Origin of the sequence: Streptomyces sp. RPA4-2 (assembly GCF_012273515.2) — a bacterium.
Classification (GTDB): Bacteria; Actinomycetota; Actinomycetes; order Streptomycetales; family Streptomycetaceae; genus Streptomyces; species Streptomyces kaempferi.
The window spans coordinates 5,264,554-5,290,754 of record NZ_CP050975.2 but is presented as its reverse complement, the minus strand read 5'-3'; the positions used below and the strand labels follow the sequence as shown (position 1 = coordinate 5,290,754).

Annotated in this window: 25 protein-coding genes; 9 read left to right on the top strand and 16 right to left on the bottom strand. The window is 70.7% G+C overall.

Translation table 11 applies throughout. From position 1 onward, the window contains the following. Positions 1-20 precede the first annotated feature (20 nt). Positions 21-584, bottom strand: coding sequence for a TlpA disulfide reductase family protein (locus HEP85_RS23110; protein ID WP_248002044.1), 564 nt, complete (start codon positions 582-584; stop codon positions 21-23). 408 nt (positions 585-992) lie between these two features. Here HEP85_RS23110 and HEP85_RS23105 point away from each other — a divergent pair, with 408 nt between their 5' ends. Continuing rightward, positions 993-1,355 carry a helix-turn-helix transcriptional regulator gene (locus HEP85_RS23105; RefSeq protein WP_168529490.1) on the top strand — a complete coding sequence of 121 codons (363 nt, stop codon included), beginning with the start codon at positions 993-995 and terminating at the stop codon, positions 1,353-1,355. A gap of 236 nt (positions 1,356-1,591) precedes the next feature. Here the strand turns inward: HEP85_RS23105 and HEP85_RS23100 are convergent, their stop codons facing one another. The 5 genes from HEP85_RS23100 to HEP85_RS23080 form a co-directional block, all read right to left on the bottom strand. Continuing rightward, the gene (locus tag HEP85_RS23100) at positions 1,592-1,864 is read right to left on the bottom strand and encodes a hypothetical protein (RefSeq protein ID WP_168529488.1); all 273 of its coding nucleotides are present in this window, start codon (positions 1,862-1,864) and stop codon (positions 1,592-1,594) included. Positions 1,865-2,134: 270 nt separating this feature from the next. Then, positions 2,135-2,590: an Lrp/AsnC family transcriptional regulator gene (locus HEP85_RS23095; RefSeq protein WP_148009934.1), complete on the bottom strand. Its 456-nt coding sequence runs from the start codon at positions 2,588-2,590 to the stop codon at positions 2,135-2,137. Positions 2,591-2,725: 135 nt separating this feature from the next. After that, positions 2,726-3,409 (bottom strand): UbiX family flavin prenyltransferase, encoded by a 684-nt coding sequence (locus HEP85_RS23090; RefSeq protein WP_168529486.1) that lies wholly within the window; start codon positions 3,407-3,409, stop codon positions 2,726-2,728. Positions 3,410-3,440: 31 nt separating this feature from the next. Next, on the bottom strand, positions 3,441-4,343 hold the full coding sequence (gene mqnP / locus HEP85_RS23085) for a menaquinone biosynthesis prenyltransferase MqnP (RefSeq protein ID WP_168529484.1): 903 nt from the start codon (positions 4,341-4,343) through the stop codon (positions 3,441-3,443). Next, complete coding sequence (locus tag HEP85_RS23080; RefSeq protein WP_168529482.1) at positions 4,340-5,791, bottom strand: menaquinone biosynthesis decarboxylase; 1,452 nt, start codon at positions 5,789-5,791, stop codon at positions 4,340-4,342. Before HEP85_RS23080 ends, mqnP begins: the two co-directional genes overlap by 4 nt. Positions 5,792-5,977: 186 nt before the next feature. On the opposite strand from HEP85_RS23080, the gene HEP85_RS23075 reads away from it, so the two are divergent. The 7 genes from HEP85_RS23075 (at position 5,978) to HEP85_RS23045 (ending at position 13,746) form a co-directional block, all read left to right on the top strand. Beyond that, the gene (locus tag HEP85_RS23075; protein WP_168529480.1) at positions 5,978-6,394 is read left to right on the top strand and encodes a PLD nuclease N-terminal domain-containing protein; all 417 of its coding nucleotides are present in this window, start codon (positions 5,978-5,980) and stop codon (positions 6,392-6,394) included. Between the two features lie 67 nt (positions 6,395-6,461). Beyond that, a complete protein-coding gene (locus HEP85_RS23070; RefSeq protein WP_168529478.1) occupies positions 6,462-7,106 on the top strand; it encodes a class I SAM-dependent methyltransferase in 645 nt (214 codons plus the stop codon). Between the two features lie 149 nt (positions 7,107-7,255). Beyond that, a complete protein-coding gene (locus HEP85_RS23065) occupies positions 7,256-8,368 on the top strand; it encodes an abortive phage infection protein (RefSeq protein ID WP_369657810.1) in 1,113 nt (370 codons plus the stop codon). An 81-nt stretch (positions 8,369-8,449) separates the two neighbouring features. Continuing rightward, on the top strand, positions 8,450-8,920 hold the full coding sequence (locus HEP85_RS23060) for a nucleoside deaminase (protein WP_168529474.1): 471 nt from the start codon (positions 8,450-8,452) through the stop codon (positions 8,918-8,920). A gap of 61 nt (positions 8,921-8,981) precedes the next feature. Beyond that, positions 8,982-9,932, top strand: a complete 951-nt coding sequence (locus HEP85_RS23055) for an isopenicillin N synthase family oxygenase (RefSeq protein ID WP_248002511.1) — start codon at positions 8,982-8,984, stop codon at positions 9,930-9,932. A gap of 141 nt (positions 9,933-10,073) precedes the next feature. After that, positions 10,074-12,179 (top strand): hypothetical protein, encoded by a 2,106-nt coding sequence (locus HEP85_RS23050; protein ID WP_168529470.1) that lies wholly within the window; start codon positions 10,074-10,076, stop codon positions 12,177-12,179. Between the two features lie 22 nt (positions 12,180-12,201). Continuing rightward, complete coding sequence (locus HEP85_RS23045; RefSeq protein WP_211118244.1) at positions 12,202-13,746, top strand: ABC transporter substrate-binding protein; 1,545 nt, start codon at positions 12,202-12,204, stop codon at positions 13,744-13,746. Positions 13,747-13,758: 12 nt separating this feature from the next. Here HEP85_RS23045 and HEP85_RS23040 read toward each other — a convergent pair whose 3' ends face one another. The 8 genes from HEP85_RS23040 to hemL all read right to left on the bottom strand — a co-directional run bounded on the left by HEP85_RS23040 (position 13,759) and on the right by hemL (position 22,168). Continuing rightward, the gene (locus HEP85_RS23040) at positions 13,759-14,172 is read right to left on the bottom strand and encodes a hypothetical protein (RefSeq protein WP_168529467.1); all 414 of its coding nucleotides are present in this window, start codon (positions 14,170-14,172) and stop codon (positions 13,759-13,761) included. A gap of 58 nt (positions 14,173-14,230) precedes the next feature. Next, entirely contained in the window at positions 14,231-15,307 is a 1,077-nt protein-coding gene (ccsB, locus tag HEP85_RS23035; RefSeq protein WP_168529465.1) for a c-type cytochrome biogenesis protein CcsB, read from the bottom strand. Further along, positions 15,304-17,181 (bottom strand): cytochrome c biogenesis protein ResB, encoded by a 1,878-nt coding sequence (locus tag HEP85_RS23030; protein WP_168529463.1) that lies wholly within the window; start codon positions 17,179-17,181, stop codon positions 15,304-15,306. Before HEP85_RS23030 ends, ccsB begins: the two co-directional genes overlap by 4 nt. Before the next feature lie 3 nt (positions 17,182-17,184). Continuing rightward, positions 17,185-17,922 carry a cytochrome c biogenesis CcdA family protein gene (locus HEP85_RS23025; protein ID WP_168533929.1) on the bottom strand — a complete coding sequence of 246 codons (738 nt, stop codon included), beginning with the start codon at positions 17,920-17,922 and terminating at the stop codon, positions 17,185-17,187. A 36-nt stretch (positions 17,923-17,958) separates the two neighbouring features. Further along, complete coding sequence (locus tag HEP85_RS23020; protein WP_168529461.1) at positions 17,959-18,582, bottom strand: TlpA disulfide reductase family protein; 624 nt, start codon at positions 18,580-18,582, stop codon at positions 17,959-17,961. Between the two features lie 66 nt (positions 18,583-18,648). Further along, positions 18,649-19,968 carry a hypothetical protein gene (locus HEP85_RS23015; protein ID WP_369657809.1) on the bottom strand — a complete coding sequence of 440 codons (1,320 nt, stop codon included), beginning with the start codon at positions 19,966-19,968 and terminating at the stop codon, positions 18,649-18,651. Positions 19,969-20,141: 173 nt separating this feature from the next. Then, positions 20,142-20,855, bottom strand: coding sequence for a histidine phosphatase family protein (locus HEP85_RS23010; protein ID WP_248002043.1), 714 nt, complete (start codon positions 20,853-20,855; stop codon positions 20,142-20,144). After that, on the bottom strand, positions 20,852-22,168 hold the full coding sequence (gene hemL / locus HEP85_RS23005; protein ID WP_168529460.1) for a glutamate-1-semialdehyde 2,1-aminomutase: 1,317 nt from the start codon (positions 22,166-22,168) through the stop codon (positions 20,852-20,854). Before hemL ends, HEP85_RS23010 begins: the two co-directional genes overlap by 4 nt. A gap of 139 nt (positions 22,169-22,307) precedes the next feature. Between hemL and HEP85_RS23000 the strand changes: the two genes are divergently transcribed. Continuing rightward, positions 22,308-22,994, top strand: a complete 687-nt coding sequence (locus tag HEP85_RS23000; RefSeq protein WP_194280607.1) for a hypothetical protein — start codon at positions 22,308-22,310, stop codon at positions 22,992-22,994. Between the two features lie 119 nt (positions 22,995-23,113). Here the strand turns inward: HEP85_RS23000 and HEP85_RS22995 are convergent, their stop codons facing one another. After that, positions 23,114-24,211 (bottom strand): magnesium and cobalt transport protein CorA, encoded by a 1,098-nt coding sequence (locus HEP85_RS22995; protein WP_168529458.1) that lies wholly within the window; start codon positions 24,209-24,211, stop codon positions 23,114-23,116. A 148-nt stretch (positions 24,212-24,359) separates the two neighbouring features. Beyond that, positions 24,360-26,174, bottom strand: coding sequence for an APC family permease (locus tag HEP85_RS22990; RefSeq protein WP_168529456.1), 1,815 nt, complete (start codon positions 26,172-26,174; stop codon positions 24,360-24,362). Between the last annotated feature and the right edge of the window lie 27 nt (positions 26,175-26,201).

The following is a 26,201-nucleotide window of genomic DNA, read 5'->3' as shown; positions in this document are numbered from 1 at the left end:
GGAGGTGGCCTTCCGGGAGGTCAGCGCACCGATTCGCGCAACAGCGGAGCAGTGACGCGGCGCACGTCGGCTTCCGTGAGGGTGCTGACATAGGTGGCGGCGATCCTGCCCCGGCGGTCGATGAAGAGCGTGAACGGCAGGGCTTGGTACAGATAGCCCTTCGGCAACCGTGACAACTGCCGGTGGCTGGGATCGTGGAGGCTGGGATAGGCGAGATGGTGCTCGCGCTGGAAGGCGCGGCCCTTGCTCCTGTCCGCGTCGGTGCTGACCCCCAGCACCTGGATTCCCTCGGCTTTCAAGTGCTCCTGCGCGCGGGAGAGTTCGGGTGACTCGGCGCGACAGGGACCGCACCAGGAGGCCCAGACGTTGAGCACGACGACCTTGCCCCGATAGTCGGCAAGGTGAACAGGTGAGCCGTCGAGGGTGGCACCGCTGAGATCGGGCGCGGAGCGGCGATCGGCCACCGGAATGCTGTCGAGCATGGAGGCCGGGGAGCCGCCGGACTGGCGCTGGGGAGCGCAGGCTGTGAGGGCGAGCAGGACCAGGGCCAGAACCATCGATCGACGGGGGTACTCCATGGTCATGAGTATTCCAACACCTCCCGACAGAGCGGCGGTTGGGTCGCCGACCCGCGTGGCGCCGTTTACTCGCAGCACCGCCTCGCCCGGGTCCGTCGCGGTCGAACGCCTCAACCGAACCCTGTTCGACGCATGGGCCTATGCCCTCCCCTGCCCGAGCGCCGAGAGGCATTCCCCGGCAGGCCGCACAACTACTTATGCCATGGCTGCTCGGGGACTCCGATTACGCACAACAAGTTTATGAATCAAAGAAGTTGGCAGAAATTGCTTCTCCGGACAGTTCCCTCGAGACACCCGAAGGAGTCGCCATTTTCTGACGTGCCCGTGTCAGTGCCCGGTGCTACGTTGACAGAGATCACCGCAGCAACCAGGGCACGGGGCTCTGCTGGAAACGCGGGATCAGGAAGGACCGAAATGTTTGAGCGGTCCTACGCGCACCACACGAATGACCCGTCATGTCCCTACCAGTGGTCCGAGAGGGATCCGGCCTCCGGCTCTTGGGCAGCGAGGCTGGAGAGGCTGACAGGGCGGGAGAAGGAAGTCCTGCTGCTGCTCGGCACGGGGCTGGGCAACCGGCAGCTGGCGCGCGAGCTGAGCATCGCGGAGCGGACGGTGAAGGCGCACATCGCACGGATCATAGAGAAGCTGGGGCAGGAGACGCGGTTGCAGGCCGCCATGCTGTCGGTGCTCGCCCATGGCCTGCTCTGCTCCCATCCGGGCTGCGCGCAGGACGATGTCATCCCGCCGCGGAGACGACGCGAGCCCTGTGTCGCGTAAGGCCCGGGGGCTGGTTCGCCGGCGGCCGGGTGTCCGGTAACTGACCCAGGCCGGAGAACTCCCCAGGAAGGCCGAGGAATTCGCTACGGACAGGGTCCGCCGCGCACCGACCGGGTGCCGCGGGTCGACTCGGGCCCTGTCGCTTCGCCCCGCCGACCGTCCGGACGGCGGGGCGAAGCGCTGCGCGGCCGCGGGACGGGCCACGGCGAGGCCGGCTCCCCACCGCACCGGCGGCGTCAGGAAGCGAAGGCGATGATGGCGAAGACCGGGTAGAGCACGCCCACGGAGCCGGTGGCGAGTCCGATGACGCTCCGGCCCCGGTGGGGACCGCGGGTCAGGCCGAGGATGCCGAAGGTGACGGCGAGGCTGCCGGCCAGGAGCGGGATCGCGATTCCGATGAAGCCGGAGAGCGCCACGGCGATCAGGGCGACGATGCCGAGGCCGAGCGACACCGGCCCGTAGAGGGCCGCGGGGCTGTCGGCAGAGGTGGTTCCGGTTCCAGTGGCCATGTCGGCTTCCTTGCTGTCGGGCGTCGGAGTCTCCGGCGCGCAGGTGTGAAGATCCTGCACGCCCCATCATGGCACTCCCGGAAATCCGGCAGGCCGAAACCCCGAACGCCCGCGCGACCTCATGAGGTGCACGGGCGCGACCACTTGGCCCCCGCCGACCACGAGGAACCGCCGGCGACGAGGTACCACCGGCGGGTGCGAGGAACCACCGGCGGTACGAGTACCACCGGGTCGGCCACGAGGCGTCCCCGGCGGCCGCGGAACCGGGTCCTACTCCTCCTCGGGCAGCTCCCCCACCCGGTTCTCCCACTTCGTCGAGAGCACGATCGTCGTACGGGTCCTGGAGACGCCCTTCGTTCCCGACAGCCGCCGGATGGTCTTCTCCAGGCCGTCCACGTCGCTCGCCCGCACCTTGAGCATGAACGAGTCGTCGCCCGCGATGAACCAGCAGTCCTCGATCTCGCCGAGGTCCCGCATGCGGTGGGCCACGTCCTCGTGGTCGGCCGCGTCGGACAGCGAGATGCCGATCAGGGCGGTGACGCCGAGACCGAGCGAGGCGGAGTCGACGGTGGCGCGGTATCCGGTGATGACCCCGGCCGCCTCCAACCGGTTGATGCGGTCGGTGACGCTGGGCCCCGACAGACCGACGAGGCGCCCCAGCTCGGCGTAGGAGGCTCTGCCGTTCTCTCTCAGGGCCTGGATGAGCTGCCTGTCCACCGCGTCCATGCGATCGCTAGCCTTCCGCTGAAGTGTGTGAGTCCTGAAGTGTGCGAGTCCGCTGAGTCGTGCGAGGTCGTTCGGTCGTGTCGAGGTGGTGCTGAGGCGGTGCCGGGTGCTGCCGGGAGGTACTGCCGCCGGTGCTCAGGTCGCGCGGGAGCCACCGCCGAGTTCGCCCTCCCACCGGCGGTACAGCCGGTGTTCGACGCCCGCCGCGTCCAGCACCCGCCCGGCGACGAAGTCCACCAGGTCCTGGATGTGCGTGGCGCCCGCGTAGAAGGCCGGCGAGGCGGGCAGTACGGTCGCGCCCGCGTCGTCCAGGGAGACCAGGTGCCGCAGCGTCTGCCCGTTCAGCGGGGTCTCGCGTACGGCGACGACCAGCCGGCGCCCCTCCTTCAGGGTCACGCTCGCGGCGCGCTGCAGCAGGTCCTTCGACAGACCGAGGGCGACTCCCGCCACACAGGCCGTCGAGGCGGGCACGATGAGCATGCCCTTGGAGGGGTACGAACCCGAGGACGGTCCCGCCGCCAGGTCGCCCGCGCTCCAGTGCCGCACGGCGTCGAGGTGCCCCTCGAAGGCGTCGAAGGTGCCGGGCTTGCCGTCCGCGCCCCGCGCCAGCCATTCCCGCAGGTCGTCCCGCCAGTGCGCGTCGCGGAAGGAGAGCCCGGTCTCGTCGAGGAGCGTGAGCCGCGAGGCCCTGCTGACGACCAGGTCCACGCTCTCGCCCGCCGCCAGCAGCGCACGCAGCACGGCGGCGGCGTACGGCGTACCGGACGCGCCGGACACCCCCACGATCCAAGGCCGGCGCTGCGTCTGTCCTGGCTTCATGGTGTCGAGGGTATCCGGCGACTGACGGGATTCAGACCGTGAGCCCGCGGACCAGCAGATCGAGCAGGGCGCACACGAACAGAGCGATGCCGATGAACCCGTTGACACTGAAGAACGCGCGGTTCAGCCGGGACAGGTCGTGCGGCTTGACGATGCTGTGCTCGTAGAGGAAGGCGCCCGCGACGATCACCAGGCCGAACCAGAAGAAGGCACCGGCGCCGGTGGCGAGGGCGTACCAGACGAAGAGCGCCGTGGTGACGGCGTGGCAGACCCGGGCCCCCCGGACGGCGGCGGGGATGCCGAAGCGCGCGGGTACGGACATGACGCCGACCTCGCGGTCCGTCTCGACGTCCTGGCAGGCGTAGATCAGGTCGAAGCCGCCGATCCAGACGCCGACCGCGAGTCCCAGGATCACCGAGTCCCAGGACCACTCGCCGGTGATCGCCAGCCAGCCGCCGATCGGCCCCATCGCCTGCGCGAGACCCAGGATGGCCTGCGGGAAGTTCGTGAACCGCTTGCCGTACGGGTACACCACCATCGGGATCACGGCGATGGGCGCGAGCGCCAGGCAGAGCGGGTTCAGCAGGGCCGCCGCGCCCAGGAAGAAGACCAGGGCGACCAGCGCGCCGGTCCAGGCGTGCTTCACGCTCATCGCGCCGGTGACCAGCTCGCGGTGGGCGGTGCGCGGGTTGCGGGCGTCGATCTCGCGGTCGATGATCCGGTTCGCCGCCATCGCGAAGGTGCGCAGCCCGACCATCGCGACGGTGACCAGGAACAGCCGTCCCCAGTGGATGTTCCCGTCCAGTTCGTACATCGCGGTGAGCGCGGCGATGTACGCGAAGGGCAGCGCGAACACCGAGTGCTCGATCATGACGAGGCGCAGGAACGCCTTGGTGCGGCCCGGCTGCGGGAGCGCCGCGGAAGCTGAACTCACAGCCCGTACTCCTTCCAGCGGCGGTCGACCGTCGCTGCCGTCTGTGGGTCGGACAGCACCATCTCGGGCCAGCCGCCGTCCCGGGTGTAGCCCTCCTCGGGCCATTTCCTCGTCGCGTCGATACCCGCCTTGCCGCCCCAGAACTGCTGGTAGGAGGCGTGGTCGAGGTGATCGACGGGACCCTCCACGACCGTGAGGTCACGGGAGTAGTCGGTGTTGCCCAGGGCCCGCCACGCGACCTCGTGGAGGTCGTGGACGTCACAGTCCGAGTCGACGACCACGATGAGCTTCGTGAGGGACATCATGTGGGCGCCCCAGACGGCATGCATCACCTTCTGGGCATGTTTGGGGTATTTCTTGTCGATCGCGACGATCGCGCAGTTGTGGAAGCCGCCCGCCTCGGGCAGGTGGTAGTCCACGATGTCCGGCACGATGATCTTCAGCAGGGGCAGGAAGAAGCGCTCGGTGGCCCGGCCCAGCGGGCCGTCCTCGGTCGGCGGCCGGCCCACGACGATGGACTGGAGCAGCGGCCGCTTCCGCATGGTCACGCAGTCGATGGTCAGCGCCGGGAAGGGCTCCTGCGGCGTGTAGAACCCGGTGTGGTCGCCGAACGGCCCCTCGGGCAGCGTCTCGCCCGGCTCCAGCCACCCCTCCAGGACCACCTCGGCCTGCGCGGGTACCTGGAGCGGGACGGTCTTGCAGTCCACCATCTCGATCCGCTTGCCCTGGATGAACCCGGCGAAGAGGTACTCGTCGATGTCACCGGGCAGCGGGGCGGTGGAGGCGTACGTCACGGCGGGGGGACAGCCGAAGGCGATCGCGACGGGCAGCCGCTCCCCCCTGCGCGCCGCGACCTGGTAGTGGTTCCGGCTGTCCTTGTGGATCTGCCAGTGCATACCGATGGTGCGCTTGTCGTGGCGCTGCAGACGGTAGAGCCCGAGGTTGCGGATGCCGCTCTCGGGGTCCTTGGTGTGGGTCAGCCCGAGATTGAAGAAGGAGCCGCCGTCCTGGGGCCAGGTGAAGAGGGCGGGCAGCGCGTCGAGATCGACGTCGTCGCCGCGCAGGACGACCTCCTGCACCGGCGCTTCCTTGACCTTCTTCGGCGGTACGTGGGCCATCGCGCCGAGTTTGCCGAAGGCCTCGCGCACCCCCACGAATCCGTGCGGCAGCTCGGGCCTGAGCAGTCCGCCGATCTTGTCGGAGATCTCGCCGTACGACTTCAGCCCGAGGGCCTTCAGCAGGCGCCGGTCGGTCCCGAAGACGTTCATGGCGAGCGGCATGGCGGAACCGCGCACGTTCTCGAAGAGCAGCGCGGGGCCGCCGGCCTTCTGCACACGGTCGACGATCTCCCCCACCTCCAGGTACGGGTCCACCTCGGCCTTGATGCGCTTGAGGTCACCCTCGCGCTCCAGTGCCCGCAGCAGGGAGCGAAGATCGTCGTAAGCCATGCGTTCCAGTATCGCCGAGGCCCCCTGGGCGGCTGCGTGCGCCCCACCGTCGCCGGGCGGGCGGCGGCCGCCCCGTCCGGCGGTCGGGGCCGGTCCGGTTCGCCCCGGTGGGGCCAACCGCTACCCTGGCCGCGTCACCGGGGCCCTGTGCCGCCCCGCCGTCGCTCACTGGGGGACCGTTCGGCCATGCTCAGGTATCTGCCCTTCCTGCTGGTCCTGGCGCTGTGGATCTACGCCTTCATCGACTGTCTGAACACCCCCGAGGAGGAGGTCCGCGGTCTGCCGAAGGTGGTGTGGGTGATCATCATCCTGCTCTTCGGCGAGGTACTGGTCGGACCGGTCGCCTGGCTCGTCGCGGGCCGGACGCGCCGCGGGGGCCCGGCGGGCGCCGCGGCCACCGGATGGCGTCGCGAACAGGGCGCGCCGTATGTCGCCCCCGACGACAACCCGGAGTTCCTCGACTCCCTCAGGACCGAAAAGGCCGAGCGGCCGGACCGTGACGAGGCACTCCTGAAGGACTGGGAGGCCGACCTGCAGCGCCGCGAGGAGGAGCTGCGGCGGCGGGAGCGGCTGAACAAGTCCGACGACGAGCCCCGGGACTGACGAACGGCCGGGCGGGCGCCCGCGGTTGGGGAAGGGTTGTCAGTGACTCGGGCTACTGTCCGCCGCCATGGACTCTCGCCTTGACGCCACCAGGGCGTCGTACGACACCGTCGCCGACGACTACGCCGAGCTGCTCAGGACGGAGCTGGCGGACAAGCCGTTCGACCGGGCCATGCTCGGGGCCTTCGCGGAGAAGGTGAGGGACGGCGGGGGCGGGCCGGTCGCGGATCTCGGGTGCGGGCCGGGGCGGGTGACCACGTATCTGGACGGGCTCGGGCTGGACGCGTACGGGATCGATCTGTCACCGGGGATGGTGGCGGTGGCCCGCCGCCGCCATCCGGAGCTGCGGTTCGAGGTGGGGACCATGGCCGCTCTCGACATCGCGGACGGCGCACTCGCCGGAGCGCTGACCTGGTACTCCACCGTGCACACGCCGCTGGAGGAACTCCCCCTGTTCTTCGGTGAGTTCCACCGCGTACTGGCTCCCGGCGGCCATCTCCTCCTCGCCTACAAGGTGGGGGACGAGCGGGTGCACCTGGACCACGCGTACGGGCACGACCTCGACCTCGACGTCCACCGCTTCCCGCCCGAACGCGTCGCGGGACTGCTGCGCGCCGCCGGGCTCGTCGAGGTCGCGCGTCTCGTCCGCGAGGCCGACGTGCGGGAGAACACGCCCCAGGCGTTCGTACTGGCCCGCAGGGAGCGGGAGTAGCCGGAGAGCGCCGGCGCGCCACCCGTGCCGATGGTCTACGCGTCCCGCCCCGGCTCATACCTTCGGCAGCCGCCCGTAGACCATCGGCGGACGGCGCCGCGGCGGACCGCTTCCCAGACTGGGTCGGGACGACGACACGGGGAGGCGCGATGCAGGGGATCAGCCGGGCACGGTTCCTGGGGATGGCCGCGGCGGGGACGGCGGCGGCGGTGCTGCCCGCGGGGCGGGCCGGGGCGACGGCTTACCGACGGGAACTGACCTACCGGGGCGCGGTCTACGAGGTGGCGGACGGGGAGACGCCCGGCACGGGGTGGAGCGCCCGGCGGATGCGCGGCGATCTGCGCGCGCTCGCGCACGACCTGCACGCCAACTCCGTGAAGGTCACCGGCGACGGTGTCGAACGGCTCGCCGCCACGGCCACCGAGGCGGCCGAGCGGGGTCTGCACGTCTGGCTCGAACCGACCCTGGGCGACGTGCCCGAACGGGACATCCTCGACCACCTCGCCGAGACGGGCCGGTGCGCGGAGCGGCTGCGCCGGCAGGGGGCCGGGGTGCACCTCAGCGTGGGGTGCGAGTTCGTGCTGTACGTACCCGGGATCGTGCCCGGCGCCAACGCCCAGGAGCGCGTCGAGAACCTCCTCAACGGCACGTTCGACCCCGTGACGACGGCGCGGCGTCTGCACCGCTTCACGGCGCGGGCGGCGGGCGTGGGCCGCTCCGTCTTCCGCGGACGGCTGACGTACGCCGCCGCTCAGGACGAGGACGTCGACTGGGGCCTCTTCGATCTCGTCGGCCTCGACTACTACGGGTTCTTCCGGCACCGGGACGCCTACGTCCGCGATCTCGCCCGGTACACCCGGTTCGGGAAGCCCGTCGCCGTCATGGAGTTCGGCTGCTGCACCTTCGAGGGCGCCCCGGAGCGCGGCGGCATGGGCTGGGACGTCGTCGACTACGGCAAGGAGCCGCCGGAGATCAAGGAGGGCGTCGTCCGCAGCGAGCGCGCGCAGGCCGCGTATCTGACGGACGTGCTGTCGGTGTTCGAGTCGATGGGCCTGTACTCGGCGATGGCGTACACCTTCGTCACCCCGGACGCCCCGCACCGCCCCCGCGATCCGCGCCACGACCTCGACACGGCGAGCTACTCCCTCGTCAAGGCGGTCGAGGACCGTCGGCCCGGCGCTCCGGAGGCCGCCGGATGGCACTGGGAGCCGAAGGAGTCCTTCCGCGCGCTGGCCCGGCAGTACGCGCGCCACTGCCGCTGACGGTCCGTCCGGGGCCGGGTCCGGGCGCCGGGAGGGCCTTCGCGCGTTGCCCTCGCGCTCCGGCCACAGGAGAGTGGAGTCATGGAGCGCATCGATCAGGCAGTCGACCCGGCACGGGCCCGCGCGTGGCTCGCCACCGCCGTCGAGGAGGCCCGCGCCGGGCTCGCGGAGGGCGGCATCCCCATCGGCGCCGCGCTGTACGACGCCGACGGCACCCTCCTCGGGCGCGGCCACAACCGGCGCGTCCAGGACGGCGACCCGTCCATGCACGCGGAGACCGCGGCCTTCCGTGCCGCCGGACGGCGGCGGACCTACCGCGGTACGACCATGGTGACCACCCTGTCGCCGTGCTGGTACTGCAGCGGTCTGGTCCGCCAGTTCGGCATCTCCCGGGTCGTGATCGGGGAGGCCGGGACCTTCCACGGCGGCCACGACTGGCTGGCCGGGCACGGTGTGGAGATCGTCCGGCTGGACGATCCCGAGTGCGCGGCCATGATGCGCGACTTCGTCGAGAAGAACCCGGCCCTGTGGAACGAGGACATCGGTGAGTGAGGCGAGTGAGGCGAGTGATCCCCGGGCCCCCCGCCGGGCGGAGCCCCCGGCCCGCTCCCGTATCCCGACCGTCGACCTGCGCCCGTGGCTGTCCGGCGACCGGGCGACCCGCGCGCGGATCGCCCGTACCGTCGACGACGCCCTGCGGACCGCGGGCTTCCTCCTCGTCACCGGCCACGGCGTCGACCCGTCCCTGCGCGCCCGGATCCGGGCGGCGGCGCGCGCCTTCTTCGTCCTGCCCACGGAGACGAAACAGCCGTACGCCGCCCGGGTCGGCGGACGCGGCTGGCTCGGATCGGGCGCCGAGGCCAACGGGTACGCCGAGGGCACCGAGACCCCGCCGGACCTCAAGGAGTCGCTGACCTTCGCGACGCACGAACCGTTCGAGGACCCGGAGACCAACGCGGAGTGGTACGCGCCCAACGTGTGGCCGGCACAAGCCCCCGGGCTGCGGGAGCTGTGCGAGGAGTACCTGGCCCGGATGGGCGAACTGGAGAACCACCTCCTCGCCCTCCTCGGCGAGGCGCTCGGCCTGGAACCGGACTTCTTCACCCGGCACATGGACCACCCGACCTACGGCTTCAACATCAACTGGTATCCGGGGACGGAGGTCGTGGGCGCGCCCGAGCCGGGCCAGTTCCGTATCGGCCCGCACACCGACTTCGGCACCGTCACCCTGCTCGACCGGCAGGCGGGCAAGGGCGGGCTGCAGGTCTTCACGGACGAGGACGGCTGGCGGGACGCACCCTTCGATCCCACTGCCTTCACCGTCAACATCGGTGATCTGATGGCCCGTTGGACGGGCGACCGGTGGCGTTCGGGGCGGCACCGGGTACTGCCGCCGCCCGCGGACGCGCCCGCCGAGGAGCTGATGTCGCTGGTCTACTTCGGCGAGTGCACGCCGGGGACGGTGGTGGAGTCCGTACCCGCTCCGGTGGGGCGCGTCGCGTACCCGCCGGTCGACTCCCACACGTACCTGCGGAACAAGCTCGATTCGATCACTGTGGGCTAGCCGCCGGAAAGGATGCGGACGAATTCCGTAACCAAACGGACATCACACACCCTAGTCCGAAGCAACTCCCCCTTTTTACACTGGTATTGATACACCTCACAGCAGCACAGGCAGGACCGGACCGCGCCAGGGGGAGATGCGGTGCACAGAGGGCTGCACGGACGCGGGGCGTTGTTCGACACCGACCCGCCCGGTCTCGCTTCACGTCTCGTCGGGCTGCGCCCGTACCAACTGCGCTCGGCCCCCGTCGAACATGCGAAGGAACTGCCCTTCGTGGTGTTCACGGGCGGCCGGGGCCTGGGCAGGAGCGCGGTGCTGCGCGAGCTGCGGGACGCCTACCGCGGCCATACGCCGGTCGCGCTCGTCGACGGCGAGGACCGCCAGTTCACCGCTCCCGCGCCCGAGCGGCCCGCGGAGTCCTGGTCACCGGTCGGGCAGGCGCTCACCACGATCGCCGAGCAGCTCGCCGAGCCGGTGACCGGCGCCGGACGGATCGGCTTCCCGCGGCTGGCCTCCGGGCTGCTCGCGGTGGCGGCGGGCGGCTGGAGCGACCGCGACGTGCCGCGCATCCGGCAGGAGGCGGAGCGCATCCTGCTCCTGAACGAGACGGGCTCACGGCTGTCGGGCTTCGCGGGCCGCTGGGTGAGCAAGGTCGTCGCCAAGCTCATCGCCTCGATGAGCAGTACGGGCCCGGTGGTGGAGCCGATCATCGAGGCGACCCTGGAGGCCTTCGCCGAGGGGATCGCCCCCACCCACCGCAGACTGCGCAGGGCCGCCACCTGGTACCGCGACTATCCGAACGCGGGCGGCAACGCCAAGCTCGGACTGATCCTGCTCTCCGCGCACTTCCGCGCCGGCGGCGACTCCCGCACGCACGCCGAACGCCATCTCGTCCGGGCCCTGCTGGCCGATCTCGACGACGCGTACGCGGGGGTCATGCAGCGCTCGCACCGGCTGGGCCGCCCGGTCGTACTGATCGACAACATGCGGGAGCCGGCCGGCCTCGGCCTGCTGGAACCCGTGCTGCGCGACCGCGCCGACGGCATCGCCGACCAGGTCGTCTTCTTCGCCGCCCTGCGCGGGGACACCCACCCGGCGCTGCGCAACGCGGGCCGGCGCACCCTCCCCGAGGTGATCCGGCACACCGGCTGGGAGCCGGGTACCTCGCCGTCCTCGCGGGCACTGCTCGTCTCGCTGCCGCCACTGACCCCGGACGACACCCTGCACCTGCTGGGCGGCACCGCCCAGGGCCTGGACGTGCCGCCGCACCTGCCGCACGCGACCCACCGGCTGACCGGCGGCAGCCCGCTCGGCGTGACCCTGCTCGCGGAGTCCGCCCGGCAGAACCTGCCCCGCGGAGCCACCTCGCTGGGCCCGTTGCTCACCGCGGACGTCGTCGTCCACGAGGACCACGACGGTCGCCCCACCTATCTGGAACTGCTGGACCGGCTGGTGCCCGGCGGCCGGCTCGACGAGCTGACCGTGCTCGCCGCCGCCCACGACCGCGACTCGGCGTGCGCCCTCGCGGAGGTCCAGCTCCCGGACGACTTCGGCGCCTCGGGCGTCCTCGACCTGGAGGAGCGGCTGGCGCGGGAGGGCCTGCCCACGGTCGCCGGGCAGTTCGTGGGCGATCCGTTCCTGCGCGCGCTGCTCCTGCTGCGCCTGCACCACGACGACCCGGACCACGAGCGGTGGCGGGCCGTGCACCGCACTCTCGTCGACCACTACGGCGACGGGGAACTCCCCGACCGGGACCGCTACCGGCTGCACCACGAACTCGCCCTGGGCAAGGCGGACTTCGCGGTGGCGCACCTGCGCGACACCTTCCCGCGCACCGACACCAGGAGCTGGCTCGCGACGCTGCTCTTCATCGCGTCCGCGCCGTACTACCACGCGCACGGCCCGGACGGCCGGGACGCCGACAACCCCGCCGGCCACGACGACCGGGCGTCGATCGCGCTCGGCCGCACGGACGCGGCCCAGCGGCCGCCGGACAGCGTGGACGCCGTACTGCATCTGCGGGTACGACGGCTGCTGCACGCCGTCTGGCAGCTGACCGATCCGCTGGTGCTGCCGGACCCGAAGGTGGGTGAGCGGCTCCGCTTCGAACTGGAGCAGCTGTCGAACCTTCGGCCCGCGGGCAACCCGCTGCTGTGGCGGGCCTCGCGGGAGTGGCCGTCGCACGCGCTGGCCGGACGCCCTCTGCGCGTCCCGGACGACGACGAGAACGGGACCGGGGGGCAGTGATGACAGGGGACGGGGACCGATGATGGCGCGTTGGTGGCGGTGGCTGCGCGAGGACGTCTGGGAGATCCGTTTCCGCCGGTACGTGGCGCTGACGCTGGCCGCCGCCCTCACGGGCCTCGGCGTCTGGGGCGGCATGACGGCCACCAAGGAGAATCGGTCCTGCGCACCGGGCGTCGTCCAGCCCGAGGGCAGCGGCGAATGTGTGGGCGTCTCGTGGTCCACGTACGCCTTCGGCCGGCCGCAGTTCGCCGACACCGTACGGGCGATCCACCGGGAGAACGCCCGTCTGGAGCCCGGCAGTTACGTCACCGTCGCCCTGCTGGAGCCGTTCACGGCGACCGACGCCGACAACCTGGGCGACGTGCTGCACGAACTCCAGGGCGCCTACCTGGCCCAGTACCAGGCCAACCACGACACCACCGGGCTGAAGCCGAAGATCCGCCTGGTGCTGGCCAACCCCGGTTCCACCGGTACGTACTGGCAGTACACGGTCGACCGGCTGGAGAGCATGGCGAAGGGACCCGACCGGCTGCGCGCGGTGACCGGGGTCGGACAGAGCACCGACAACAACAAGAAGGCCGTCGCGGAGCTGACCGCCCGGGGCATCCCGGTGATAGGGAGCTCGATCACCGCCGACGACCTCGCCAACGGGCAGCACGGGAAGGACCCCTTCCCCGGCCTCGCCCGCGTCTCCCCCACCAACACGGACGAGGCCCGCGCCCTCGCCTCGTTCGCCAAGGTCTCGGCCGTCAACGCCTTCCTGGTCTACGACCGGACGGGCGACCCGTACACGCGCACGCTGCAGGGGTCCTTCGAGAAGATGCTCACAGGCTCGCGCTACGAGGCCCAGCCCTTCACGCCGCCCGCCGACCGCAGCAAGGAGGGCAGCACCTCCAACGTCTTCGCGCAGATCACCAACATCCTGTGCAACACGCCGGCCAGTACCGACACCGTCCTCTTCGCGGGGCGCCACACCCAACTGCGCCAGTTCATCAACACGCTGGGCCAACGCGGCTGCCACGACCGCCGGTTCACCGTGCTCACCGGCGACGAGGGTTCCTACCTCGCCGGTGACAAGGACCTCGACCCGGCCGCCCTCAAGGACCCGCTGCTGACCGTGCGCTACACGGCCCTCGCCCACCCGGACGCCTGGCTGAAGGACTCCGCGAAAACCGGGGGCGCCGCGGCCGACGCGAAGGCGCTCCGGGCGCTGCTGGCCGGCGCCACGAAGGAACCGGTCGGTCCCGTCGGCCCGATCGCCCTGGACGACGGCCAGCTGATCATCGCCCATGACGCCATGCGGCTCGCCGTGCGAGGCATTCGCGGGGCGTCACCGACCGGGAGGATCCCGGCCCTGGCGGACGTGGGGCTCCAGTGGCCGCAGGTCAAGGGCAGGGAGCTGCGGGTGAACGGGGCGAGCGGGTGGATCTGCCTGGACGCCCACGGCAATCCGTACGACAAGGCCGTACCGATCGTGCAGCTGACCCCCGAGTCCCGCGCCCGCTTCGTGAAGATCGCCTGGCCGGAGGGGAAGCCGCCGGCGAAGGAGTGCCTGCCGCCGTCGTAGCGCCGTCACGCCCTAGTCCGTCAGCAGGGTCAGCAGCCGTTCGAAGCGGATCCGCCAGGGGCCGGGCTCGTAGTCGCCCTCGTACTCGTGGGTGAACCGGACGGTGGTGCCGGTGCCGGTGCCGGTGTCGTCCGGCGGCGCGGGCTCCAGGTGGAACCGGACCCGGCCGCGGCTCTCCATCGTGTACTCGGCGACCCGCTCGACGTCCCAGGCGGTGATCCGGCCGGTGCCCAGTCCACGCAGGTCGACCGCCCCGCCGAGGCGCGGCTCGAACACCTCCGCACGCGCCAGCCACCCCACGAGTCCCTCGGGGGTGGCCATCGCCGCCCAGACCTCGTCCACAGGCTGGGGAAGACGCAGCAGCCAGTGCCGTACCTGCGTGTCCCCCCGGGTCTCGACGGCTCCCTCTTCGATGGTTCCGGTCATGACACCAGCGTGGCCCGGGGCGGAGGGTTCCGCACCCGTGGTCACGCCGGTGCGGGCGTCAGACCCCGGCGTAGGAGTGCTTGCCGGAGACGAAGATGTTGACGCCGTAGTAGTTGAAGAGGAAACACGCGAAGGCGATGAGCGCGATGTACGCGGCCTTGCGGCCCTTCCAGCCGGCCGTGGCACGGGCGTGCAGATAGCAGGCGTAGGCGACCCAGGTGATGAACGCCCAGGTCTCCTTCGGGTCCCAGCCCCAGTAGCGGCCCCACGCGTCACCGGCCCAGATCGCGCCCGCGATGATCGTGAAGGTCCACAGCGGGAAGACGGCGGCGTTGACCCGGTAGGAGAACTTGTCGAGGGAGGCCGAGGAGGGCAGCCGCTCCATGACGGAGGTGGCGAAGCTCCCGGGCCTGCCACCGCCCGCCAGCTTGTTCTCGTAGGAGTCCTTGAAGAGGTACAGCAGGGTGCCGACCGCGCCCACGTAGAAGATCGCGCCGCAGAGGATCGCGGTCGAGACGTGGATGTAGAGCCAGTACGAGTGGAGTGCGGGAACCAGCTGGTCGCTGGCGGTGTACAGCACCGTGACGGCGAGACCGAGGTCGAGCAGGACCGTGGTGACCAGCGGCAGACCCAGCCAGCGGATGTCCTTCCTCGCCAGCAGGAACGCCAGGTACACGGTCACGGCGACGGTCGAGAAGGTGACGCTGAACTCGTACATGTTGCCCCACGGCGCACGCTGCACCGACAGGGCGCGGGCCACCACGCCGGCCGTCTCGACGGCCCAGGCGACCACGGTGAGGGACACCGCGATGCGGCCGTACAGGTCGCCCTGTTCGTCCCCGCCGTGGGCCCCCGGCCCGTCGGGCACGTCACGGGCGCCGGCCGCGGACCGGGTGACGACCTGCGGCCGCTCCAGGACGGCGGTACCGCCCGCCGACTTCACGGTGACCGCGGGAGTCGCCGCCTCGGTGCCGGAGGTGAGCGCGGCCGCCGTGCGGGCGACCTTGCTGCGGCTGCCGAAGATCCACTCGGCGATGTACGCGAAGAAGGCCAGGGTGTAGACGGCCATCGAGGAGTAGACCAGCGTGTTGCTGATGTTGGCGAGGTGTTCGTTGGTTGCGGTGGCGAGAGTCACTGCTTCTCAGCCCCTTCGGCGGCAGGTACGGCGTGAGGGTCGGGGTCGGTGGTGTCCGAATCGGCGTCCGGCTCGGCTGCGGGGTCCGTCCCGGCGTCGGGGTCCGTCCCCGCGTCGGGTTCGTCGGTCTTGGTGGGTGCCTGTTCGTGCACGAGCGCGGCCAGGTCGCCGAGCTCCTCGGGAAGCTTCGCGGACTCGCTGCGGCCCAGGCCCGCCATCTCCACGACGGTCACACCGTCCGCGCCCGTGGTGGCGCGCACCCAGACCCGGCGGCGCTGGATGAAGAGCGAGCCGGCGAGACCGAAGATCGCGGTGAAGGCTCCGGCGAGCGCCCAGTCACTGCCGGGCTGCTGGGTGACCTGGAAGTTCGCCCACTGCTTGACGCCCTTGTCGAAGGTGATCGAGCCGGCACCGTCGGGCAGCTTCATGGTCTCGCCGGGCAGCAGACGCGCCGCGAGGGGGTTGCCCTTCGCGTCCTTGAACTGCGTCATCTTGGACTTGTCGAGCTGGTACACGTTCTGCGGGATGCCCGCGTCGACCCCCAGGCTGCCGTGGTATCCGGTCAGCGCGAGCACGGGGAAGTCGAGCGCGGGGAACTGCGAGAACATCGTGCCCTTGCCCGCGCCCGCGAAGGTCGGCACGAAGACGCCGGAGAAGCCGAGCTGCTCGGGCTGCCCCCGCCCGTTCCGGTAGCCGTCCATGACCTTGATCGCGCCCTGCGAGGTGACGTTCGGGTCGAGCGGCAGCATCGGCACGGCGTCGTGGAAGACGACGTCGCCCCTGCCGTTGCGGACCGTGACGACGGGCGCGTAGCCGTGGGCGGTGAGGTAGACCTTCGAGTCACCGATCCTCAGCGGCTCGTTGACCTTGACGAGGGTCTTCCGGTCCTTGCCGTAGGCGCCCACGCTGTAGGTGACGGCCGCCTGGTAGGTCCGCGGGGTGCCCTTGTTGGGACCGGTCCGCTCGTAGGTACCCGTGAACTTCTTCAGGTCGAAGCTGAACGGCGTGAGGTCGTCGCTGCCGAAGAGGTTGCCCGACTTGAAGTCGTCGTACTGCGAGAGCGTGTTGGAGAAGCCGTCGCCCTCGACGATCAGCTTGTTGCCCTCGGACTTGAAGAGCTGGCCCCAGGCGAAGGAGACGAGCATCACGACGAGCGCGATGTGGAAGAGCAGGTTGCCGGTCTCGCGGAGGTAGCCCTTCTCGGCGGCGACGGCGTCCTTCTCCACGTGCGCCCGGAAGCGGCGCCGCCCGAGCACCTGGAGCGCGGCCTCGCGGACCTGCTCCGGCTCGGCGGCGGTGCGCCAGGTCGCGTACGCGGGCAGCCGGTCCAGCCGCTTCGGCGCGCCCGGCGGACGGCCGCGCAGCTGCCCCACGAACTGCCAGGTGCGGGGCACGATGCAGCCGATGAGCGAGACGAAGAGCAGGATGTAGATCGCCGAGAACCACACCGAGCTGTAGACGTGGAAGAGGCCCAGCCGGTCGTAGAACGGACCGAGGAGCGAGTGCGCGTCCTTGAAGTCCGCGACCTTCTGCGCGTCGGTCCCGGACTGCGGGATCAGCGACCCGGGGATCGCGCCGAGCGACAGCAGGAAGAGCAGGATCAGCGCGACCCGCATGGAGGTCAGCTGCCGCCAGAACCAGCGCGCCCAGCCGACGGCCTCACGGCCGGTCCATGCCAGCGCCCCGATGGGGCCGGGCGCCCGCATCCCGCCGAACGAACCGGGCACGGCCGTGTCGACGGGCGCCGTGGACAGCTGGGATCCGGCCTCGCCGAGTTCGCCGTCGGCGCTCACCCCGATGTGCCGCTTGGCGGCCACCGGTTCCGCCGCCGTCCTACCGGTGCCGTCGTCGGTATCGGTGTCGGTCGTGCTCATCGATCAGATCCCTACCGTGAAGCCGTTGGACCACGTCTGCATCTGCTGCACCAGACTGTCCCAGGCACCCGTCAGCAGGAGCACACCGGTCACGATCATCATGGTGCCGCCGATGCGCATGACCCAGACATAGTGGCGCTTGACCCAGCCGAAGGCGCCGAGCGCCTTGCGGAAGGCGACGGCGGCGAGCACGAAGGGCACGCCGAGTCCGAGGCAGTACGCGACGGTCAGTATGGCCCCGCGTCCCGCGCTCGCCTCGTTGGAGGAGAGCGCCAGCACGGAGGCGAGGGTCGGGCCGATGCAGGGCGTCCAGCCGATCCCGAACAGCGCGCCGAGGAGGGGCGCCCCGACCAGACCCGCCACCGGCCGCCTGTGGAAGCGGAACTCGCGCTGGGTCAGCCAGGGCATCATCCCCATGAAGAAGACGCCCATCAGGATCATGAGCACGCCGAGCACCTTGGACAGAGCGCCCTGCTGCTCGTACAGCGTCGACCCGAAGTACCCGAACAGTGCCCCGCCGGAGACGAACACGGCGGTGAAGCCGAGTACGAACAGGCTCGCGCCCGCGACCATCCGCCCCCGTCTGGCCTCCGCCAGATCGGTACCGGTGACACCGGTGACGTACGACAGATAGCCCGGTACGAGCGGCAGCACACACGGTGAGAAGAAGGAGACGAGCCCGCCGAGCACGGCGACGGGCAGGGCGAGCAGCAGGGCCCCGCTGTAGACGGTGCCGTTCATTCCGTCGGCGGAGGCGGCGAGAAGGGACACGTCAGGTCACTTCTCCGCGATGATCGGGGCGAGCATCTCGCGCAGCTTGTCCTCGCTGAGGGCCTGCAGCGTCCGCGCCGCGACCTTCCCGTCCCGGTCGATGACGAGCGTGGAGGGAATCGTCTGCGGGTTGAGCGTGCCCTTCTTGAAGCGGAGCATCAGCTTGCCCGTCGGGTCGTAGAGGCTGGGGTACGTGACCCCGAACTCCTTCTCGAACGCGCGGGCGAGCGAGGTCTCGGAGTCACGGGTGTTGATACCGACGAACTGCACGCCCTTCGCCTCGGTGTCCTTGGCGACCTTGACGAAGTTCGGTGCCTCGGCACGGCACGGCGGGCACCAGGAACCCCACACGTTCAGGACGACGATCTTGCCCTTGTAGTCCGCGACGTCGAGCTTCCTGCCGTCGACGGTCGCGCCGGAGAGGTCCGGTGCGTCGACCCGTGACCCCTTCGCGACGGTGGAGATGCCGTCCTTGCCCGCGACGAAGTTGGTGTTGCCCGACCCTCCGGAGGTCCCCCCGGACCCGCACGCGGACAGGACGAGCGTGGCGACGGCGGCCCCGGCGGTGAGCAGGGCGACGCGGCTACGGGTGCGGTTCGAGCGTGGTTCGGCGCGACAGGCGGCACTCATGTGAAAAGTTTCGCATGCCCGTTTCGGGGATCTTCCGCACCCCCCTCGCGGGCGGAGAACACCCTTTCAGGTGGCGCTCCCCGACGCGCTGGACGAGGCACCGGCGGAGGCGCCGGCGGTCGCCTTGTCCGTGTCGCCCAGGAACGTCTTCCAGCCGCCGGCCGGCCGCCGGCCCACGTCCAGGGACTGCAGCTTGGCGACGATCTCGGGCGGCTGTACGTCCAGCCAGTCCACGAACTGCCGGAAGGAGACGAGCCGCACGTCCTCGCCCTTCTCCTTCTCCCGCGCGATGTACGTGAAGGCCTGCTCGACGGCGTCCATGTAGATGCCGCCGTTCCACTCCTCGAAGTGGTTGCCTATGAAGAAGGGCGCCCGGTTCGACTCGTACGCCCGCCGGAATCCGGCGATGTAGGCCTCGGCGGCCTGCTTCCGCCAGCCCGGGTAGTTGTACGACGGCGCCTTCGTCGAGTTGACCGACTGGTTGGCGAGCATGTTGTAGTCCATGGAGAGGACTTCGAAGCTGTGGCCCGGGAACGGGACGGCCTGCAGTGGGAGATCCCACACGCCCCGGTTCTTCTGCGGCCAGCGCTGGCGTCCACCGGGCGAGGAGGCGTCGTAGCGCCAGCCGAGTTCCTTGGCGGTGGGCAGCAGGTTGTTCTGCCCGAGCAGACACGGGGTCCGGCCGCCTATGAGTTCCTTGTCGTAGTCGAACGGCAGCGAGGGCAGATCGCTCCAGCCCGTGTTGGTCCGCCACTCCTTGACGAAGGACTTGGCCTGGTCTATCTCGCTGCGCCACTGGGCCGGCGTCCAGTTGGCGACGGTGCCGTGGCCGGAGCAGAAGTGGCCGTTGAAGTGCGTGCCGATCTCGTGGCCGTCGAGCCAGGCCTGCCGGACGCCTCCGAGGGTCGCCTTGACGTGCTCGTCGGTGAGGTAGCCGATGTCCGAGGCGCCGCGGGGGTTGTTCGGCGGCAGGTACATGCGCTTCTTCGACTCGGGCAGCAGATAGAGCCCGGAGAGGAAGAAGGTCATGTGCGCGTCGTGCTCCTCGGCGAGCCGCAGGAACCGGGAGAAGAGGCCGGTCCCGACCTCCCCCGCGCCGTCCCAGGAGAAGATCACGAACTGCGGAGGGGTCTCGCCGGGCTCCAGGGGCACGGGGGCCTTGGGCTGCTTCGGCTGCTTGCCCGTGAAGGAGGTGGAGCCGTCGCCTATCGGGCGCGCGGTGGGCTTGGGAGCGCCGGGCCGGGACGACCGACCGGGTTTGCCCGGCCGTGAATCGCTCGCACCGTTGGAAGCGTCGTGGTCCGCGGTGCCGCACGCCGCCAGTCCGAGTGCCGCCGTGGCACCCGCCCCGAGGCCGATCATTCCCCTCCGGCTGATGTCCCGCATGCGGTCCCCATCTCCTTCGCGCCCTCTCAGCTGTCTCTCAGCAGGCACATAATGAGAGGGCACGAAGCGCGGATGGGTTCCGCCAACTCGCTCATATTGATCATAATTTACGAAGATCGATCCGAGTGGCACACTTCACAGTCACCGGAAGTTCATATGCGGGACCGGAATGGCTACGCGCCGAACGCCTTGCTCTTCCCCTTCACCGGCTTGGCGCCCGCGAGGAGATGGGACGGGACGAGATCCCGGGCGGGCTCGCTGTAGCCGACGGAGACGATCTTGTCGCCGCGGTAGGTGAAGGTCGTGAGGGACGCGAGCGTGCACTGCCGCTTCCGCGGGTCGTGCCACAACCGCCGCCGCTCGACGAAGGAACGCACGATCCAGATCGGCAACTGGTGGCTGACCAGCACCGCTTCATGACCACGGGCCGCGTCCTTGGCGGCGTCCAGCGCCCCCATCATCCGGACGACCTGCTCCACGTACGGCTCGCCCCAGGACGGCTTGACCGGGTTGACGAGGTACTTCCAGTTCTCGGGCCTGCGCAGCGCGCCGTCGCCCACCCCGAAGGTCTTGCCCTGGAAGACGTTCTCGGCCTCGATCAGCCGCTCGTCGGTCCCGAGGTCGAGTCCGTGCGCCTTGGCGATGGGCGTCGCGGTCTCCTGCGCCCGCTCCAGCGGGGAGGCGATCACCTGCGTGACGTCACGCGACGCCAGGTGCTCGGCGACCCGGTCGGCCATCTGCCGCCCGAGCTCGGAGAGGTGGTACCCGGGCAGCCGCCCGTAGAGCACCCCGTCCGGGTTGGCGACCTCGCCGTGCCGCATGAGGTGGACGACGGTGATGTCCTGATGCCGACTCTCGCTCATGCTCTCGTTCACGCTCTCGCTCATGCCGTGGCCTCCGCCGCTGCCCGTGCCGCCGCCGGAAGGGCGTCGGCGATCCGCTGGATGGCCCGCTCGTCGTGGGCCGTGGACACGAACCACGACTCGAAGGACGACGGCGGCAGGTAGACGCCCTGCGCCAGCATCGCGTGGAAGAACGCGGTGAACCGGAAGGACTCCTGCGCCTTCGCGTCCTCGTAGTCGCGCACCTCACGTCCGGTGAAGAAGACCGAGAACATGTTGGAGGCGTTCTGCAGCCGGTGCGCCACGCCCTCCTTGGTGAGCGCCTCCGTGACGAGCGCGCGGATCTGCGCGGAGACGGCGTCGACCGTCTCGTACGCGGCGTCGTCGAGCAGCCGCAGCTGCGCGAGTCCGGCGGCGGTCGCGACGGGGTTCCCGGAGAGCGTGCCGGCCTGGTAGACGGGCCCGGCGGGGGCCAGATGCCCCATGACGTCCTTGCGGCCTCCGAAGGCCGCGGCGGGGAAGCCGCCGCCCATGACCTTGCCGAAGGTCATCAGGTCGGGCTTGACCCCGTCGATGCCGTACCAGCCGGACCTGCTGGTACGGAAGCCGGTCATGACCTCGTCGGAGATGAACAGGGCGCCGTTCTTCGCGCAGGCGTCCTTGAGGCCCTGGTTGAAGCCGGGGCGCGGCGGCACGACACCCATGTTGCCGGGCGAGGCCTCGGTGATCACACAGGCGATCTCGCCCGGGTGCGCGTGGAAGGCCGCGTTCACGGCTTCGAGGTCGTTGTAGGGAAGGACGATGGTGTCGCCGGCCTGGGCGCCGGTGACGCCGGGGGTGTCGGGCAGGGCGAAGGTCGCGAGGCCGCTGCCGGCCGCGGCGAGCAGGGCGTCCACGTGTCCGTGGTAGCACCCCGCGAACTTGATGACCTTGGGCCGCCCGGTGAACCCGCGCGCGAGACGGATGGCGGACATCGTCGCCTCGGTCCCGCTGGAGACGAGCCGGACCTGCTCGACCGGCTCGACGCGGGCGACGATCTCCTCCGCGAGCGCGACCTCACCCTCGCCCGGCGTACCGAAGGACGTACCGTGGGCGACGGCCTCCTGCGCGGCGGCGACGACCTCGGGCCGGGAGTGACCGAGGATCATCGGCCCCCAGGAACAAACGAGGTCGACGTATTCCCTCCCGTCGGCATCGGTCAGGTATGGACCGTTTCCGGACACCATGAAGCGGGGCGTACCGCCCACGGCGCGGAACGCGCGCACCGGAGAGTTCACGCCGCCCGGCGTGACGGCAGCCGCACGGTCGAAAAGAGTCTGCGAAACTGGGGCTTCGTACGGATAGCTCACACGGGCCATGGTGTCAGAGGCTGCGAAGATCCTGCGGACAGGTGTTTCAGCGTACGTTTCGGCGTGCGGCCGTGGGGGAGGTCACTGTCACGATGATCGGGTTGCGTGGCGGGGGTCGCGCGCCTTAGAAAAGCAGTCGGGTGGAGATATGCATCGCGGTGGCGGACTGGGCGAGGGGACCGATGACCTCGGTCCTCGGCGTGCCCGGCGGGGGAAGCACCGGCGCGAGGCGGAGGAAGCCGAGGCACGGCAGGCACAGGGCACGCCGGGATCGCAAGGGTCACAAGGATCACAGGGCGATCCTGAGCGGATCGACTCGTCGGCCCGTATGGACGGTATGGACTACACGGACCGCGGGGCAGACCGGCTCAGGGCAGGAAGCGGGAATGGTGGCCGGGTGGGGGTGACGTACAAATACTTCGGCGCACCGGACGGCGCGACCGCGGCCCGGGTGCCGATCTCCATGCGCCCCGAGGAACTCGGCGGCGACGAGCTCGGTATGAACGGCATGTTCACCAAGATCAAGCCGGAGACGATGGCCGCGATGGTCCTCACCGGTATCGAGGGCGTCCCCCTGCACAAGGTGCCCCCGCTGGAACTCGTGGTCCTCCACCCCGACTACGCCGTCGTGAAGCTCCCCATGACCGTCGTCGACCCGCTCCGTGGCATCGGCGAGGAGGCCGTGGGCGCGGCGGCGTTCATCTGGTCGACGGTGCCGGACCGGGGCGGGCCCCGGGACGCGTTCAACGTGTACCAGCTTCTCCACGAATGGCAGGATTTCAGCCATCGTCTGCACGAGGCGGGGCATCAGCCGTACTGCCTGGTGTGGCCCTGAGTCCCGTTCTCCGATGACACGGGCGGGACCTCCGGAGTGACAGACGGCGGGACCTGCGGGTCCCGCCTTCCGGGCCGCGGGGCCCGCCGCCTACCGGGACGGCCGGGGCCGACAGGTGCTCACAACCACCCGTTGCGCTTGAACCCCCGGTGGATGACCACGCAGGCGAGGGCGATGACGGCCAGGGCCAGGGGGTAGCCGAAGCGCCAGTGGAGTTCGGGCATGTGGTCGAAGTTCATGCCGTAGATGCCGCACACCATCGTCGGTACGGCGATGATCGCGGCCCAGGCGGTGATCCTGCGCATGTCCTCGTTCTGGGCGACGGACACCTGGGCCAGGTGGGCCTGGAGGACGGAGTCGAGCAGCGCGTCGAAGGCGGTGAGCTGCTCGGTGACCCGGTCCAGGTGGTCGGCGACGTCGCGGAAGTACGCCTGGATCTCCGGGTCGACCGCGCGCGTCGGCCGCGTGGCGAGGGCGTGCAGGGGGCGGCCGAGGGGAACCACGGCCCGCTTGAATTCGAGGAGTTCGCGCTTGAGCTGGTAGATGCGGCCGGCGTCGGCGGTCTTCGGGCCCTGTGGTGAGAAGACGTCGGACTCCACCTGGTCCATGTCGTCCCGGACGGCGTCGGTGACGGACAGGTAGTCGTCGACGACGTGGTCGGCGATGGCGTGCAGCACCGCGGCCGGCCCCTTGGCCAGCTGCCCCGGGTCGGCTTCCAGGTCCTCACGCAGCGGGCCCAGCGAGCCGTGGCTTCCGTGCCGTACGGTCACCACGAAGTCCGCCCCGGTGAAGACCATGATCTCGCCGGTGTCGACCACCTCGCTGGTGGCGGTCAGTTCCTCGTGCTCGACGTAGGCGACGGACTTGAAGACGGCGAAGAGGATGTCGCCGTACTGCTCGACCTTGGGACGCTGGTGGGCGTGGACGGCGTCCTCGACGGCGAGCGGGTGCAGGCCGAACAGGTCGGCGACGCGGGTGAACTCCGCCTCGGTGGGCTCGTGCAGGCCGAGCCAGACGAAGCCGCGACCGCCGTGCTTGCGTACCCGGGCGACGGATTCCTCCATGCCGGAGGCGGCCTCCTGGCGGACCCCGTCGCGGTAGATGACGCAGTTGACGACGGCGGATCCGAGCGGGGAACGGGCCGGGTGGCTGAGGTCCACCTGGCGTCCGCCGCGCGCCAGCCGGGCGACCCTGCGCAGGTTGCCGACCATCGACATGTGGTCCTCCCTTCGTCCGGCGGTCAGTGTGGCAGGCGGGGGTAAGACGCACGTCAACATGTGTGCAGGGCCACTTCCCCGCGACCTGGCGCCCCGCGCCACCTCGTCTCCCGCGTACCCGCTCCCCCTGGCCGGAAGCCGGGTCGTCTCACACGCTCAGCCGGTACGGCACCACGCAGACGACCACGTCCGTACGGGCCCGCAGCACCGTGGCGAGCAGCAGGCCGCGCTGGTTCTGCAGGATCTGGTAGCGGCGGTGGAGCGGTTCGACCTCGGGGATGAGGACGGCGATCTGACGGCCCCCCTTCGCCGCCCGCCGCACGTACTCGACGATCGGTTCCACCAGCGAGCGCTGGGGACTGTCGATGACGTCAAGCCGTACGCCAGGATTCCAGCGGTCCCAACTCTCCCTGAGCGCAAGGGCCTTGGCCGGATCGGCGTACACGGCGACCGCGACGACCTCGTGGCCGAGGGCGAGGGCGGCCTGCAGCCCGTGCCGGGTGAGCCGGCTGACCTGGCTGACCGGAACGATGACCAGGGAGTCGGCGACGCTCAGCGGCGGCGGGGTCTCGCCGAGCCCGAGTTCCCGGCCGGCCTCCGTGTAGTAGCGCTGGATGCGGGAGAACAGCAGCATCAGCAGCGGGATGGTGACGACCACCACCCAGGCCCCCTCCAGGAACTTGGTGGCCAGCAGGACGATCCCCGCCACGACGGTCAGGACGGCGCCGATGCCGTTGAGCGTCGCGCGCCGCAGCCAGCCGCGCGGCCGCTCCCCCGCCCAGTGCCGCACCAGACCGATCTGGCTGATGCTGAATCCGATGAACACCCCGATGGCGAAGAGCGGGATCATGCGGTGGGTGTCGGCGTCCACGGCGATCAGCAGCACCGCCGCGAGCAGCGCGAGGGCGACCACCCCCCAGCGGTACACCGGGCGCTCCGCGCGCAGCCCGAAGAAGTGCGGCAGCCGGTGGTCCCTGGCGAGCAGGCTCATCAGGACGGGCAGTCCGCCGAAACTGGTGTTGGCGGCGAGGGCGAGCGCCAGGGTGACGATGAGGTTCGTGGCGTAGTACGGCCATCCCGTGCCGTACGCGCCCGCGGTGAGCTGCGCCAGTACGGTCACGCCGCCGCGCGGGGCCACCTGGTCGCGGCGGATCAGCAGGGCCATGCCGATCAGCATCAGGCCGAGCAGCGCGCCCAGCATCAGTTCGGTGCGCTGGGCGCGCTTGACGCGCGGATCGCGGAAGGAGGGCACGCCGTTGGCGATGGCCTCCACCCCGGTGAGCGCGGAGCAGCCGGAGGAGAACGCCTTGAGGAGCAGCAGGACACCGAGTGCCTCGGTGGCGTGCACGGGGTGCGCGGTGCCCACGACGGCCACGGGGTGGCCGCGCAGCAGCCCGAGCACGACGATGCCGAGGATGCTCACGACGAACAGCGCGGTGGGCAGCATCAGCACCCGGGCGCTCTCGGCCACGCCCCGCAGGTTCACCGCCGTGAGCAGGGCGAGGCCGATCAGGCAGATCGCCAGCAGGTGCGAGCCGAGGGACGGGAAGGCGGAGGCGAGGCTCGCGGCGCCCGCCGCCAGGCTGACGGTCACGGTGAGGACGTAGTCGACGACGAGGCTGGCCGCCGCGAGCAGGCTGACGGTCGGTCCCAGGTCCTTCTTCGCCACCGCGTACGCGCCGCCCCCGTCCGGATGGACGGCGATCACCTGCCCGTACGACACGACGAGCACCGCCAGCAGCGCGGCGATGACCAGCGTCACCGGCAGCGTGGCGGTCAGTGCGCCCGTCCCGGCGGCGACCAGGACGAGCACGATCGCCTCGGGTCCGTACGCCACCGAGCTGAGCGCGTCCAGGGACAGTGCGGCGAGCCCCTCGATGCTGGTCAGGCGGTACTTGTCGCCCTCCCCGTGTCGCAGGGGAACTCTCGGCCGCAGTTCGCGGCGGGCCAGTCCGTACGCCATCGGGGACCTCGCGATGCAGGGTGGTTT